Origin of the sequence: Coprococcus sp. AF38-1, assembly GCF_003603945.1 — a bacterium.
Lineage (GTDB): Bacteria > Bacillota > Clostridia > Lachnospirales > Lachnospiraceae > Coprococcus > Coprococcus aceti.
In genome coordinates, this window is sequence record NZ_QVGO01000002.1 from 378,073 (window position 1) to 393,994 (window position 15,922).

Sequence of the window (15,922 nt, forward strand, 5' to 3'; positions counted from 1 at the left end):
ATTCAAATTCCTTTTATATACTCTTCAATGCTACTTATAATATTACTCGTATTTGATTCATAACCATTATAACTTGCTTTCTGCACTGTATCTAACGCATCGCTCAATTTGTTGGTATCCCGACAAGGGCAAATCAAATTCAACTCATCAAACTGCTTAATTAACTGAAGCTGATGGTCATCAACATGCTCACCATATTTTACAAGTCTAGGAACTGCAATTACCTTTTTACCCTTTTTTACGGCTCCGATAATAGCTCCAGTGCCTCCATGTGTTATGACAATGTCCGCTTTTCCCATTTCTTTGCTAAACTCATCCCTGTCCAAAAACTTTTTGTAGCTATATTTTCTAGGTAAATAATCACTGTAACCAATCTGTGCAAACACACCTGCTGCATCAACAATTTCTTTTTCACATAATTCATCCACAGCCTTCAGTAGTCTATTAAACTGAAATTTCTGTGATCCGAGTGTTATAAAAATCTTATTTCCCATTTAATAGATTCCTCCTAAATATATGGCTTTAGGATAGACTTTCAACATTGGCTTCCACTGAACATAAAACTGATCTGCAAATTTATAGAGCAATTTCCCTGTTTCTGTTGGAGACGTAACCTTTGCAAAAGACTCTATGTAAATCAGTTTTTTACCCATAAGTTTAGAAATCAAACAAATCGGTATCATAGCAAGAACTCCCGTGCAGATGACTACATCAGGCTTCTCTTTTCTGTAAATGCCGATAGATTTCCAAGCATTTTGAATCATCCGCCAGATAAAGTCCTTCTCTCGGCGGTTGACTTGCTTCACATAATATGTTCTTTCACCTTTTTCTTCTGCACTATAGTCTGTCTTTTCAGTAATCACAAAACTATCATATTTTTCCATCAGTGGCTTTAGCATCATAAGCTGCTCATAATGTCCACCGGATGAAGCCGCAAAACATATCTTTACTTTTTTCTTTTCATCCATCTCTCTACTAACCCACACTTATTAATCTCTACCAAACAAATCTCTCGAATAAACCTTATCCTTCACATCATCCAGGCACTTATCGTAACGGTTTGCGATAATGGCGTTGCTCATTTCCTTGAACTTAGCCAAATCATTGACCACGACACTACCAAAGAAAGTCTCACCATCCTTCAGGGTCGGCTCGTAAATCACCACGGTTGCACCCTTCGCCTTAATGCGCTTCATAACACCCTGAATAGAGCTCTGGCGGAAGTTATCGGAATTGGACTTCATGGTCAGACGATAAACACCGATGGTAACAGCTTTCTCCTTGTCCTCATCAAACTCATTCTCCGCATCGTAGCCATAATATCCAGCCAGCTTCAGGACACGGTCGGCGATGAAGTCTTTACGGGTACGGTTGGATTCCACTATTGCTTCAATCAGATTCTCCGGCACATCTGCATAGTTGGCCAGAAGCTGCTTGGTGTCTTTGGGCAGGCAGTATCCGCCATAACCAAAGCTCGGATTGTTGTAGTGGCTGCCAATACGCGGATCAAGACAGACACCATCGATGATCTGTTTGGTGTTCAAACCCTTGCTCTCTGCATAAGTATCCAGTTCGTTAAAGTAAGCCACGCGCAGAGCCAGATATGTATTGGCGAACAGCTTAACGGCCTCTGCTTCGGTGAAGTCCATGATCAGAGTGTCAATGTTCTCCTTGATTGCACCTTCCTGCAGTAAACCAGCAAACTCGTGAGCAGCTTCAACCAGACGCTCATCATTTAGGTCAGTACCAACGATTATACGAGAAGGGTAAAGATTGTCGTACAAAGCCTTGGACTCTCTTAAAAACTCCGGGCTGAAGATGATGTTCTTGCTGTTGAACTTCTCGCGCACGGATGCGGTGTACCCCACAGGAATCGTGGATTTGATAACCATAATGGCGTTCGGGTTATATTCCATGACCAGCTTGATCACTGCCTCGACTGCGCTTGTGTCGAAATGCTGCGTGTGGCTGTCATAGTTCGTAGGGGCCGCAATTACAACAAAGTCCGCTTCAGAATATGCAACCTTTGCATCCAGCGTTGCTGTCAGCTTTAATTCTTTTTCAGCCAAGTATTTTTCAATATATTCATCCTGAATTGGAGACTTATGACTGTTAATAAGATCCACTTTCTCAGGAATAATATCAACAGCAGTTACCTGATGATGTTGAGAGAGCAATGTCGCAATTGACAGTCCAACATACCCAGTACCAGCAACCGCAATTTTATAATCAGTTTTCATTGTCATTTATCCTCCTGCATCTAAGTATCTCTATTTTTAATTCACTTATAGAAAGCATCCGTATACTACTTAGACCCTTCTCTTCCAAGCACCACCTTAATCGTCTTAAGTATAATCTTCATATCAAGTCCAAAGCTCCAGTTTTCTATATACTCCGTATCCAGTCTCACGACCTCCTCGAAGTCCGTGATGTCACTTCGGCCGCTCACCTGCCACATTCCGGTGATTCCAGGTTTCGTAGCAAGTCTGCTCTTGTGGTGCATCTCATACTGCTCCACCTCTGAGATGAGAGGCGGTCTGGTTCCAACCAGTGAGAGATCCCCTTTCAGCACATTGAAGAACTGTGGGAACTCATCTATGGAGAAGTCTCTGATATACTGACCTATTCCCTTCTTCTTGGTGCCGTCCGGCAGTATCTTGTTGCCTATGACTCTCGGATCAAAGTCCATCTTGAACATCTTCGAATCGCTCATGGTGTTCTGCGCCATGAGTTCCTTCTTGCGCTCCTCAGCGTCCATGTACATGCTTCGGAACTTGTACATCTTGAATATCTTGCCATTCAATCCCACTCTCTCCTGCTTGAAGAAGATCGGTCCCGGGGACTTGATGTATATGATAGGTCCTATGAATATGGTGAGGATAAGCGTGAATACGCTGCCCACCAGACCACCTATTATATCTGCCGTTCTCTTGAGCAACATCTGCTTTGGTGTTGCGTAGTTCATCATGGTCGTGACCACGGTCTCACCATTTATCTTCTGGATGAGCTGCTTGTCGCCGTGGGTCCTCACGATGGATGATATGCACATGTGAACTGTGATGCCACCCTCGATAAATGCGTCTATCAGCGTGTTCGCATATCCGTATGCTCCACGCACATCCACGTATATCTCGTCCACCCATGCGGTTCTCACATAATCAACTGCACTGTTGTAATCCGCCACCACCGGCACTTCCTGGATCTCCTGACCGATGAGATTGGCATCTATCACCATGACTCCTACTATATCAAACCCGGAGTAGTTCTTCTCCTTGAGGCCTGCCACCACTTCATCTGCTACATGTCTGGTGGTCATGACCAGGAGCTTCTTGCCCTTGCCATGCTCTGCATATTTCTCAAGATGCTTCTTCCACAGGCTCCTCACCGCGAATGTGGCATACACATATATGGCCCACATGAGCAGGATGGTAGTTCTGGAATATATAGATGTATCCTTGAGGACAAACACATACAGAAGGAGCAGTGCAACGATCACGAAACCGTTCTTGAAGCTGGATATGAATTCCTTGAAGTATCCTCTTCTGATGACGCCCTCATATGTATTCAGAAATATCATGGCTACTATATCCGCCAGCTCCGTGATGATAGCCAGCGCGAGATAGTCTCTGTTCGCATACGGATTTACCATGCCGTGTCTGATCTGGAATGCCACAAGAAATGACAATTGAAGTACTATAAGATCCAGCAGCATGAAGTCAAAGTGCTTCAGCCAGCCTTTTGCGCCTTTCTGATACATAATTTTCTCTCCTCATCCTCTGTCGTCAGGGTCATATTTGTGCCCGCATGACCCGGTCTGTTGATTCATACATGAAATGACTCAGCCCGTGTGATTGTCGGCTGAACCTTTTCATCTGTAAACCATGATACGCATTAAACGGTCTGTTATTTATCACCCACACCGGCGGCGCGGAACGTCCTGTGGCATGGACATTCGTTTTGCGCCACCGGCTAGGGCTTGGAACTATTTAACATAGCAGGATAATTATTTAACCTTGTAAATAATTGACTTGCTGTATGCCTTGTAGTTCTTTGTTGCAGCAACCTTAACAGTGATTCTTACCTTTGTGCCCTTCTTGACACCCTTACCAACAGTAATCTTGCCATTCTTAACCTTGACCTTCTTATTGGCTGACTTGTAAGTAACCTTTGCCTTTGCCTTAACACCAGATACAGTGATCTTCTTCTTAGAAGCATTTACCTTAACCTTAACAGACTTCTGAGCAGCCTTGTTAATTGTGTAGTAAATTGTCTTTGTACCCTTGTAGTTGTTGATACCCTTTACGGTAACCTTATACTTGCCAGCGTTCTTAGCCCTAGTTACACCAGTAATCTTGTAATCAGTACCTCTCTTGAGAACTGTGTTACCATACTTAACTGTAACCTTGGTTGTCTGATTCTTAGCATTGTATGTCTTTGCAGCAGCAGTAGCCTTGTAGCTCTGCTGTGCGTTAACTGTGTACTTAACTGTTGTATCGCCTGAATAGTTACCTATTCCCTTGATCTTAACTGTGTATGTACCAGCCTTTGTTGCCTTAAGGCTTCCTGAAACGACTTTGAAATCCTTGTTCAGGGTAAGTGTCTTACCGTTAACAACAATTGTTGTTGTCTGGCTCTTTGCATTGTATGTAAGCGACTTTGCTGTAGCAGACTTAACGTTTACCTTAGTTGGTGATGATGTAGCTGCAAATGCAACTGTTGGCACCATCATTGCGATACATACAACTATAGCCAAAAGCTTCTTTAAATTCTTCACAATAAATTCCTCCTTCCAAAAAAGTTCTATTGTATTGAATATATGATAAAACGCCCTGTACGCCACTATACATGGCGTTATATCCAAAGTGAATTATTTTGACGGGGCGCTGTCGCTGGAGGCTGCAGCCTCTTTGCCGTAAGTGCCATAACCATAGCCGTACTGGCTATAGTATTTGCCATACTTGCCGTAGTATTTCTTGTATGCTCTCCCCGTTGTCTGGGCTCTGTTGAGTATGACTCCAAGCAGCGTACAGCCCACCTGGTCAAGCTGCTGAAATGACTGTTTGATGAGACTTCTGGATGTCTCACCTGCTCTGACTACCAGAGCTGCGCCATCGCACAGTGATGCGATCTGAGCGGCATCCGCCACGCTGCCAAGCGGTGGCGAGTCTATAATGACATACCTATATGTCTCTGCCAGCTTGTCAAGAAGCTCTGCAAATCTGGCATCCTCCAGAAGAGCCGATGGGTTCTCCAGAAGGTTCATACAAGGTACGATGTATGCATTTTCTACCTGTGTTTCATAGATGACATCCTCCATCTCGGACTGTCCCGAAAGAAAATATCCAAGATCCGGAAGCTTGTCAGCATCCTTTATGTGATGTCTGTCCTTTATGACTGACTTACGAAGATCCACATCCACCAACACTGCAGGGAATCCTGCCTCGGCGAGCATCTTCCACAGGTTGATCGCCACGCTGCTCTTGCCCTCATTTGGCATGCTGCTGGTTATGAGTATCTTTCTTGTGTTCTTACCACAGAACTTTATGTTGATCCTGAGACGGTTCATCGCCTCCTCCACTGCATATGGGAGTTCCTGAAACTCTATGTTAAGCTTCTTCATGCTCTGACCCTCTCTTTCCTGTTATGTTTCTTTCCAGGCTCTTCATCTGAATCGTCTGTTCTGAACTGGTCGCTCTCAGGTATTGTCGTGAGCGGTACTATTCCGAAATACTTCTCCATGTCGTCTGCTGAGTGGATCGTGTCATCCATCAGGTATCCCACAATGACGATCAGGCAGTAGATGAGTGCTCCAAGCAATGCACCTATGGCGGTGTACTTAAGGTAGCTTGGTCCGACCTTCTGGTCTGCTACCCTTGCAACCTGGGCTATGTTAGGTGCGCTTGTGCTCATGGTATCCGGTAGATACTCTATCGACACGTTTGCCAATGTATTTGCAATGTCACATGCCTGCTGCTTGTCAGTGCTTGTGACCGTGATCTTCAGGACTCGTGTGTCTGAAGGATTCTCAAGGGTTATCATCTTGGCAAGCCCCTCTGAGTCCGTATCAAGGCCGAGCTTTTCGATGACCTGGTCGAGAACCGGATAGCTGAGTATCAGGTCTTCGTAATCCTTGGTCAGGGATGAACCGATGTTCAGATCCTGGAGATTTACTATGGAATCATCTGATGCTGATACCACGTACAGCTTGGCTGTCGACTGGTATGTCGGCTTGATCAGGAAGTATGCAAATGCGTTGAACAGCACCGCACCGATCAGGAAGCACAGTATGATGTATGGGAGCTTCTCAAGAAGCGCCATTCCCATGTCCAGGAGATCGATCTCGTTTTCATCATCCTCTGTATTCTTGTATGTGTTCACTGCGGCTATCTGTGTGGTCTCATCCTGCACAGCAGCCATTTTCTTGTTGGAATTCATATATTCCCTCCATCCGTTTTTTGTATCTATATCCCCTGCATCAAATGTGTGATGCTAGTTATATTCCTTGTAGAACAGCTCTACGATTGCCTGCTGAAGGCTATCCGCATCCGGCTCCACCTCGACAAATCCGAGATCATCTATGGTCTCTGTTCCAGCTATCGACACCGTTCCGGCATCCTTTTCCTTGAGAACAAGTAGCGCCAGCTTGGAGAATTTCTGTGAGCTTATGTCAGTCACCATGTAATCTCCCAGTGCGTCATATATTGTCAGTGGATATGTGTTATCCTCGCTGCACTTTTCCGCCAAATTCTCCTTGAGTCCTGCCTTGTACACCTCCTGACGCTTCATTCGCTGGGTGTTGGATTCGTCTCCCACATCGAATCTGTCATGGATAAAATGTACTGCCTGCTCATCGGTCAGTGTGATGGTCTCTCCCTGCTTCATTGTCTTATCCACCTTGGAGAAATCATCCTCTATGGTAACCGTGACTCCGCCAGCCAGATTGTTGATGGTTCCTATGGCCCCCATATTCACCGCTGCGTATCCGTCTATCTTCTGGCCGCCAAGGAAGTTTGACACCGCCTTGACCACGTTCTCGCAGCTTATCTCCATTCCGTCACCATTCTCATGTGCCAGAGCAAGCTGTGCCGGGCTCGTTGCAACGTAGGTTCCGTCGGGATCCAGTGTATCCTGCTCCACTATGGTATTTCTGTCTATGCTCAGCGTCTTGTATGTTCCATCTGTCAGGTCTCTGACCATCAGCATGACCACATCGCATCGGCCTGCCCCCTCATAATCGGTGACTTTCTGAACCTTGCCCATGTTGTCGATTCCCATAAAAAGATATGTTTCTATATTCTTCTTGGGAACGTATTTGACTCCGTCCACCTCGATCATGCCTTCGACCGCCTGTGTGCCCGATGCATTGTGTGATGCATTTCCTTTTGTCGGTCTGAGTGCTATCGCCAGTGCAATGCATACGACCAGTATGGCTGCGATCACAAGTCCAAGCTTCTTGTATATTCTCTTTTTTTCTGATAGTGTTCTGTTCCTGTATGACATATGTATCACCTCTTCGGAATGTAATGTGCTATCTCAGAACGTTCAGCATAAGCAGGTCTGTTCCCGCTGTAGGCCACTTCTTCTCGCACACAATAAGACCACACAGTATTATGAACAGCACAATACTGATGATTATCGCTGTCTTCTTAGACATGTTGTTGTCCTCCATCTATCTGTTTATCTTGTACATGTTTCGTTGTTATTGCTGATTATGGGTGTATCTGATGTTCTTTCAGGAGCTTTGTTCCGTAGCTGTCCATGTTCTCCAGGAATTCATGTCCCAGCTTCTTCTCCAGCACCTCGCGGCCCAGCCACAAGTTCGGCACCCTGTGATGCATACCATGGCAGTCGCTTCCTATGATGTGTGCCTGTCCTTTCTTGAACATCTTGAGCATTTTGCCCTTCTGTCTGAAATCCAGAAGTGTCTCCGCATTCACCTGCACCGTAACTGGCAGTTCAAGGATCTGTCTCACATATGGCTTGTTGCCTGGTATCTGTAAGAATCGCTCTATATGAGCTAGTATGATATGGAAATGTCTCTTCTCAATTAAGTCTCGTACTTCCTGCACTACCGAATCACTCCATGTCACAAACGGCATCTCCAGCAACATGATATCAGTTCCTTCTACTTTTAGTGCGTCCGTTTTCTCCGCTCTGCTTATTCCTGCAAAGAACGCGACCTCTGCCCCCATTATAATCTGCGGTATGCCCATATTCTCAGCCATGACTTTATCATATGCTTTCTGTCTTGAATCAATGAACCTCTCCACAGTATTTGAATCAGCATAAAAGTGCGGCGTCGCTATCATAGTATCCACGCCGTGCTCTTTGCACATCCGAAGCATGCCTATAGATGTCTCGACATTCCTGCTGCCGTCGTCTATACCCGGCAGTATGTGTGAATGAAAATCTATAACACCCATGTTTTCCTCCTGTTTTCTTTATAAAAAACTATAAATATTTATATAGGAAAATTCTTTATACATGCTCACACCCTAATTTAACAGTTTCTTCACAATTTTTCAATTCCATTTGCAATTTAAAATCGACAAAAAACCTCGTTGATTTTTTGCTTAACTATACAATTTGTATAAACCAATTTATTTTCTTAATCCAATTTCTTCCATAATAAAAAAGCGGGATATGATATTTCATATCCCGCCGTGTCAATCTCTTCTTTATTCTATTATACATACATCTCCGAGCCGTTGCCCAGGCAGTATATTCCAAGCTGTCCGCCCTTGCCGCACCCGCAGTCGATGGCAACGTTGTTGTTCTTCTTAACGATCTTGCCCTCACCGCCGAGCTCTGTGGTTGGCACATGTCCAACGACGAGTGTTCTGTTCTTGTAATATGTCTTGTCCAGGTCTGCTGGCTCTGTGATGAAGTCCTCTGTGTCGTACTCATCCAGTTCCTTCTTCGGATCGAAGTTTCTTATTCCGGCGTGAACCAGCACAAATTTCTTTCTCGCCATCATCACTTCGAGGAACGCTTCCTCAGAAATCTCATCTATATACTCTATGACATCCTCACGCTCTTCATCGTCAAGCTGCAGGAACTCCTCCACCGCACCTGAGAGCTCTTCTCCAAGCATGGATGTTATCTTGTCTACCAGCATCTGTGGTGGCACCTCACCTGTGGACTGGATATGGTCATTCAGTGCCTTGAGTGCCTGTGTGATCTTGTACTCGTTCTCACCGACAACTGCGATGACATTATCTCTGCTCATCATATCCTGAAGTATCTTCATGGATCCGCCGCCTGCTCCGATTATATTGCCAAGGACATACAGGACATCCTCGCCCTCAAGAGTGCTGATGACTGCCTCCTCGTTCATGATGTCCTCTTCCTTTATATCGTCAAGGTTCTGAAACTTGAGTTTCTTGAGTGCTCTCTTGTATGCCTCATAATCCCCGTTAATTCCTGAAATAGCATAAAACATGTCTATCATCCTCCTAAGTCTTTTCCTTCTGCCGACTGTGAGCCTGTCCGTTCACGTCCTGACTATTATAACATATTTTCCATATCCTGTAGATATGTATGCGTATTTTTTGAGGGAGGTTTTTCGACGTTTTATGAGCGCCTGCCAAGCTCCCAGAATGCCACGGCACTGGCTGCAGCCACATTCAGGCTGTCCACTCCGTGATACATTGGTATCTTCACTGTGTAGTCGCTGGAATCTATGGTCTCTGTCTTGAGGCCTTCTCCCTCGGTTCCCAGTATTACTGCAAGTCTGTCGATCTGCTTCAGCTCCGGGTCGTGTATGTCTATCGTGTCATTTCTTAGAGCCATGGATGCCGTCCTGAAGCCCATACTGTGAAGTTGTTCCATCCCAAACTCCGGCCATATGCCATGATCTGCTTTATTGTGTGCAAGACCCAGGGTGTCAAATGTAATATATGTCCACGGTATCTGGAACACCGTTCCCATGCTGACCCTTGCCGCCCTCCTGTAGAGCGGGTCACTGCAGCCCGGCGTGAGCAGTACAGCATCCATCCCAAGTGCCGCCGCACTTCTAAATATCGCTCCCACATTTGTCGGGTTCATCACTTCCTCAAGCACCGCTATTCTGGCTGCATGTTCACACACGCTCTCAACAGACGGCAGCTCTGCCCTCCTCATGGCGCACAGCATCCCCCTTGTCAGGGCAAATCCCGTGAGCTTCGTGAGGACATCAAATGGTGCTGTGTATATCGGTATATCTCCGCACCGCTTTATTATATCCGCGCACTGTCCTTCCACGTGCCTGTCTTCCAATAGAATGGACACTGGCTCGTAACCCGAATCCAGTGCCCTCTCTATGACCTTTGGACTCTCAGCTATGAACAGCCCGGAAGCCGGTTCATATATGTGCGCCAGTTGATTCTCTGACATGCGCGCATATATATCAAGCTCGGGTGCCGAAAGGTCGGTTATATTTATTATTCTCATATCTGTACCTTATCCAGTGCATTTTCAAGATCTGCTATTATGTCTTTTACATTCTCAATGCCCACCGACAGTCTCACAAGATCAGGACTTACTCCTGCCGCCAGAAGCTCCTCGTCATTCATCTGTCTGTGTGTAGCTGATGCAGGATGAAGAACGCATGTATGTGCATCCGCCACATGTGTTGCTATCATCGCAACCTTGAGTTCCTTCATGAAGGCCTCCGCAGCAGCTCTTCCTCCCTTGACGCCAAATGACACAACTCCACATGTGCCGTCCGGCATATACTTCTTAGCACGCTCGTAATACTTGCTGCTCTCAAGTCCAGGATAATTTACCCAAGCTATCTTATCGTGTGCCTCGAGGAACTTCGCAACCGCCAGTGCGTTCTCACAGTGACGTGGCATACGCACGTGAAGCGACTCCAGTCCAAGATTGAGCATGTACGAATTCATAGGTGCAGGTATCGGGCCGAGATCTCTCATAAGCTGTGCCACGATCTTGTTGATATATGCGCCGCCCTGGCCGAACTTCTCTGCGTATACCACTCCGTGATATGACTCATCAGGTGTGGTGAGTCCTGGGAACTTGTCTGCGTGTGCCAACCAGTCGAATTTGCCTGAATCCACGATCGCCCCACCCACGGTTGCATCATGTCCGTCCATGTACTTCGTGGTGGAGTGTGTAACTATGTCTGCGCCCCACTCTATAGGTCTGCAGTTGATCGGTGTGGCAAATGTGTTGTCCACGATGAGTGGTACTCCGTGTGCATGTGCCGCATTTGCAAATCTCTCTATATCGAATACTATGAGTGCCGGATTGGCTATGGTCTCGCCAAACACGGCCTTGGTGTTCGGTCTGAACGCTGCCTCAAGTTCCTCGTCCGAGCAGTCAGGATCCACAAATGTGAATTCCACACCCATTCTCTTCATGGTCACAGCAAAAAGGTTGAAGCTTCCTCCGTATATGGTGGATGATGCCACAACGTGATCTCCCACTCCGGCAATGTTGAATACCGAGAAGAATGTTGCTGCCTGTCCTGACGATGTGAGCACTGCTGCCGATCCCCCCTCCAGGGCACATATCTTGGCTGCCACATAGTCATTTGTCGGATTTGCAAGTCTGGTGTAGAAATAGCCGCTCTCCTCAAGGTCAAACAGCTTACCCATATCCTCGCTCGTGTCGTACTTGAACGTTGTGCTCTGTACGATCGGTATCATTCTTGACTCCCCATTCTTAGGCTGGTATCCAGCCTGTATACACATAGTTTCTCTTTCCATTATTCCTTTATACTCCTTTGAATTAATATCGCTCTACTACCTTGCGCTCTATATTCTCATTGTTCAGAATGAACATGTATCTTCCATTCACCAGACGTATGTCCTGCTCTGCCGCGGATATATCTATGTTCAGTGAATTCCTGACAACCACATTCAGATCTGCATTATTGCTGGACAGCATGCCTGTGCCGTCTCTGCTTCCAAGTGCGAAGCACGCCTCGCCCTGAACCGCCAGCCTTGAGTTGGCGTCCGTCATGCGTATGTCTGCTATTCCATGGTCAGATCCCATGGCTATGCACGAATTGCCCTTAAGGTTCATGTCCACATGTGCTCTGCTTATATCTACGCTGCATCCATCTCCGTCCAGGGTTCCGACCGCCACGTATCTGTTGCCCGATCCTCTGAGCGATATGGATGTGTTCTTTATCGCGATATCTGCGTGCTGGCTCACCGAGCCGATGGCGACTCCATTTGCAGCCTCATAGGTTATGTCTATGTCCGCCTGCAGGAGATTCAGATTCACCGGGGTGCTTATGCTTCCAATAGCAACTCCGTTCTCGCCGTTGATATACAGGTCGTATCGTCCCTTCTCTATACGTATATCTCCTCCGAGTCCGGCGCCTATTGCCACTCCGTTCACACCGTTTGTTTCTATATTAATGGCGCCCTCCTGCTTGAACTTCATGACTCCATGCTTTGAATGAATGTCATTGCCTATTCCGTAATAGCTGTTACCGTTGACGCGGACCATTATATCACCATCTCCGATAAATGTCACTCTGGACGACTCCGGTATCTTTATTCCGCCATTCCTGCAGAAATTCTTACCCTCAAGCACGATGTGCAGATCCGTATTCTCACCGCAGTCTATACAAGGCTTGTCGCGGTCGCCCGAGAAGCTTACGTTCTGCAGCACTATGGTTCCGGTGAAACCATCCTTTATCTTGAGTGTCATATTTGACTTGAAGCCCTGTGCGCCGACTATGCGGACATTGTTGTCGCCACCGGCTCTCTGTGCCACAACTATCTCCCTGATTCCCTGGGATGCGAGCTTCAGAAGTGATGCATTTCTCTCATGCTCCATGACAAATATGCTGCTGTTCTCAGCCACCTCTTCCTGTTGGTTGTACTGAACTATCTCATTCACAACCTGTGGGGATATGAGCTGTACTACCTCCGCGTTCGGATGGGCGGTATAGTATCCCTGAATGAGATCCGCACCGAGCTGGATGACGGTCTTCATCTCCTTCGTGGTCTCAACGCCCTCCGCCAGCGCCTTGATGTCGTTGGTCGAGGTGAATTCTATTATATCCTTGACGAAATGCTGTCTGTGTGGGTCTGCATCGATTCCTGTCAGAAGCATTCTGTCTATCTTCACATACTCAGGCATATACCTGAGAAGATTGTTTACATTTGAATAGCCTGCGCCGTAGTCGTCTATGGCGATCTCCATGCCATTTCCTCTGAGGAATGCCTCGAGATCATTCAGTTCCGCATCCGACAGCTCTGCTCCCTCGGTAAATTCTATGACTATGCCTGCACACTGGAGCGTCTTCACCTTTGAAAGGAATTCTTTTCTGTCCTGTGCGTTGAGCATATGCCCCGGCATGCTGTTGATAAATACCTTCTTGCCCCTGAACATCTCAGGATTCGATGCCACGATCTCCACGACGTTGAACAGTGTGAGTTTTTCCACATCGTACAGTCTGTTCAGTCTCTCTGCACTCTCCAGAAGCTCAGGGGGTGACATTCTCATAGGAACCAGTATCCTCATAAGTGCCTCGTATGCAAATATGCCTCCGTCACGGGCACTTACTATAGGCTGGAAATGATATGTGAGCATGTTGTTGTCCAGTATCATAGCTACTATCTCATCTCTCTCCAGATCCCTGTTCGTTATCGTCGCTTTGTTGCGTCCCTTGGCATTGTTCTGTTCTTTTATGCGGTTCTTCTGGTTGACCGTATCGTTGATGAGGGTCTCCAGCTCGGCAGATGACTTGACCAGAGCCTTCTTACATCCGTAATATATACCGAGCTCGTAATCGTCCTTTCCGCCACTGTTTGCCGCCTCAAGCTTCTTCTTGAGTTCCTCGGCTATATATTCTCCCCTTGAGATATCGCCACTCTTTGCCACTGTGGCTATGACGAACTCGTCATTTCCCATCCTCATGGATATCTCGTATGGGGTAAGTATCTCATTTATCGACTGGGCAACATAGCTTAGGACTCTGTCACCCTCTGTTCTTCCGTAATTGCTGTTTATCTGGCGTGTATTCTTCAGATCCACCGCCAACACAAGTATCTCAGACTTCTCTTCAGCGGCCTGGATTATCATGTCATTTGCCCTGCCTATGAAGCCTCTGTAGTTGTACATTCCGGTGAGACCGTCTCTTATCTGATCCGCCTCAAGCTTGTTTAGAAGTACATTGAGTCCCTGATGTCTTGCAAATGACTCCATGTCCCTGGCAACCGTCTTGATCCAGGATCTGTATACATCTTCGTACACCCTCGGCTCTGCACCGTAGTTCACCACTGCATAGCCAAAGCTTCTGTCCTGGAAGAACAATGGTGTAAATATGAACGCTGTAGGATAATCCCTGTCCTCGTACAGCTCCGGCAACAGCTTCGCAGACTCGAATACGTCGTCGTAGCGTATGTGTCTCTCTTCTTTTTCATCCGGGCCGCACTTTATCAGTCTGTATACATGATCTGTGTAACCATGGCGAAGTGCCTCATCACCGGTCATGACCTCCGGATTTCTCCAGTAGTCGTTCAGGCACAGATGGAAGCTCTCAAATGGTCTTATCTGGTACACGTATTCCGACACGGTGTCAAAGAATGACTCCACGCTCGTCTGCGCCACAAGGTCATCCGCCATGTTGTTGAAGCAAGAGTAGAAGCCGGTCTCTGAGAGGTCTGTCTCCCATTTGTCTCTTCTGATCCTGACTGTCTCTCGTTCCCAGCCCTCACAGCCACAGGTTCCACCTATGTACAGCTCCACATTGGACTTGAATTCCGGTACGTCATGTCCGTTGAGCTTTGCATCTATATATTTCATACAGTAGTGCCCGCAGTCATCCGCCGGTATGTCCGCAGATGTGATCGGAACAGGACTGTTTCTTCCGTCTTCTATGGAGTCATAGCCCACCACGGCTATGTCCTCGGGAACTCTTATTCCATATCTGTCAAATGCGGTGCACACTCCGATGGCCATACAGTCATTTGCACATACGATGGCATCCGGCAGATGCTCCATATCCTTCACAAGCTCGTCCACCATGTAGTCGCCGCTGTCGTACCAGTATGTTCCATAATATATCATGTCGTCCGTAACCGGCAGGTTGTGCGCCTTCATGCTGTCTATGTAACCGGCGAGTCGCTGCTTGGAGTGTATGTGCTCTTTGAGTCCGCCCAGGAAATATATGTTCTTGTGGCCGTGAACCTCTATAAGGTGATCCACGAGTTTTACTATAGGGGTATAATGATCCATCATGACCGTTGGGAATATGTTATTCTCTTTGTCGACTACCACTACCACACCATTTGCAAATTCTGACTGCAGGCGCTTCTCCAGCTTTTCTACGACTCCCGGAGTCTGTATGGTGTCCTGACACAATACCACAGCATCAAAAAGGTTAAAATTAATAAGGTTGTAGATGTTTGAATCTCCAACCTCCCTGTCTGTTGAATCCTGGTACTTCAAAAACATGGAAAATATGCAGACATCGTAATTCATATCATATGCCTGCTTCAGAAATCCCTGCATGAAGCGATTCTGTGTACTCTCTTCAACCTGTGCTGTTATAACGCATATTCTCTTCCTGTTGCTCATCTGATCATCCCCAACTGCATTTTTTAAACATTCTTTATGCAATTATATCATGTTTGCAGGCTAAAAAAAACCTTATTTATGCAATTTGACAAATGCCATAGTTTCTGTCTACATTTTTAGTCTATTTTTCACCTCAAGCGCCGTGCGAGTGGTTGCAAGGCCTCCACGCGCAGTCTCCTTCAGTGTATCGGACATGTCTGCACCGATACGTCACCTTGTTCACACCTTCACCCCCTGCCGTGTGTGAGCTCGACGGTCCAACCATTACAGGCCCCATTATGTCAAATATATTCATACTGTGTTTTCTCCTCCGATTTACGCAGGCACATCTTAACTGTCTTTTTTCTTTTTCTGCCCGAAAAGACAGGAAAGCGTACAAAAT

14 protein-coding genes and 1 pseudogene are annotated in these 15,922 nt (G+C 46.5%); all 15 read right to left on the minus strand.

All coding sequences use genetic code 11. From position 1 onward, the window contains the following. Positions 1-2 precede the first annotated feature (2 nt). On the minus strand, positions 3-494 hold the full coding sequence (gene pssE, locus DW025_RS04280; protein ID WP_119998845.1) for a PssE/Cps14G family polysaccharide biosynthesis glycosyltransferase: 492 nt from the start codon (positions 492-494) through the stop codon (positions 3-5). Further along, a complete protein-coding gene (gene pssD / locus DW025_RS04285) occupies positions 495-968 on the minus strand; it encodes a PssD/Cps14F family polysaccharide biosynthesis glycosyltransferase (RefSeq protein ID WP_118758506.1) in 474 nt (157 codons plus the stop codon). A 21-nt stretch (positions 969-989) separates the two neighbouring features. Further along, a complete protein-coding gene (locus DW025_RS04290) occupies positions 990-2,240 on the minus strand; it encodes a nucleotide sugar dehydrogenase (RefSeq protein ID WP_119998847.1) in 1,251 nt (416 codons plus the stop codon). A 65-nt stretch (positions 2,241-2,305) separates the two neighbouring features. Then, positions 2,306-3,757, minus strand: a complete 1,452-nt coding sequence (locus tag DW025_RS04295; protein WP_119998849.1) for a sugar transferase — start codon at positions 3,755-3,757, stop codon at positions 2,306-2,308. 246 nt (positions 3,758-4,003) lie between these two features. After that, positions 4,004-4,774, minus strand: coding sequence for a hypothetical protein (locus DW025_RS04300; RefSeq protein ID WP_119998851.1), 771 nt, complete (start codon positions 4,772-4,774; stop codon positions 4,004-4,006). Positions 4,775-4,867: 93 nt separating this feature from the next. Beyond that, on the minus strand, positions 4,868-5,620 hold the full coding sequence (locus DW025_RS04305; RefSeq protein ID WP_119998853.1) for a CpsD/CapB family tyrosine-protein kinase: 753 nt from the start codon (positions 5,618-5,620) through the stop codon (positions 4,868-4,870). After that, entirely contained in the window at positions 5,617-6,435 is an 819-nt protein-coding gene (locus DW025_RS04310; protein WP_119998855.1) for a YveK family protein, read from the minus strand. The genes DW025_RS04305 and DW025_RS04310 overlap by 4 nt, the downstream gene beginning before the upstream one ends. Positions 6,436-6,489: 54 nt before the next feature. Further along, positions 6,490-7,500 carry an LCP family protein gene (locus DW025_RS04315; protein WP_119998856.1) on the minus strand — a complete coding sequence of 337 codons (1,011 nt, stop codon included), beginning with the start codon at positions 7,498-7,500 and terminating at the stop codon, positions 6,490-6,492. 28 nt (positions 7,501-7,528) lie between these two features. After that, positions 7,529-7,654: a hypothetical protein gene (locus DW025_RS15285; protein ID WP_015534756.1), complete on the minus strand. Its 126-nt coding sequence runs from the start codon at positions 7,652-7,654 to the stop codon at positions 7,529-7,531. A 55-nt stretch (positions 7,655-7,709) separates the two neighbouring features. Next, a complete protein-coding gene (locus DW025_RS04320) occupies positions 7,710-8,423 on the minus strand; it encodes a CpsB/CapC family capsule biosynthesis tyrosine phosphatase (protein WP_119998858.1) in 714 nt (237 codons plus the stop codon). 263 nt (positions 8,424-8,686) lie between these two features. Further along, entirely contained in the window at positions 8,687-9,442 is a 756-nt protein-coding gene (locus DW025_RS04325; protein WP_015534754.1) for a hypothetical protein, read from the minus strand. A 131-nt stretch (positions 9,443-9,573) separates the two neighbouring features. Then, positions 9,574-10,431 (minus strand): TrmH family RNA methyltransferase, encoded by an 858-nt coding sequence (locus tag DW025_RS04330; RefSeq protein ID WP_118758456.1) that lies wholly within the window; start codon positions 10,429-10,431, stop codon positions 9,574-9,576. Then, positions 10,428-11,708, minus strand: coding sequence for an O-acetylhomoserine aminocarboxypropyltransferase/cysteine synthase family protein (locus DW025_RS04335; protein WP_119998860.1), 1,281 nt, complete (start codon positions 11,706-11,708; stop codon positions 10,428-10,430). The genes DW025_RS04330 and DW025_RS04335 overlap by 4 nt, the downstream gene beginning before the upstream one ends. A gap of 22 nt (positions 11,709-11,730) precedes the next feature. Further along, a complete protein-coding gene (locus DW025_RS04340; RefSeq protein ID WP_119998862.1) occupies positions 11,731-15,540 on the minus strand; it encodes an EAL domain-containing protein in 3,810 nt (1,269 codons plus the stop codon). Between the two features lie 208 nt (positions 15,541-15,748). After that, positions 15,749-15,835: pseudogene (locus tag DW025_RS15565) on the minus strand (L-serine ammonia-lyase, iron-sulfur-dependent subunit beta); the annotation flags it as partial. Positions 15,836-15,922 lie beyond the last annotated feature (87 nt).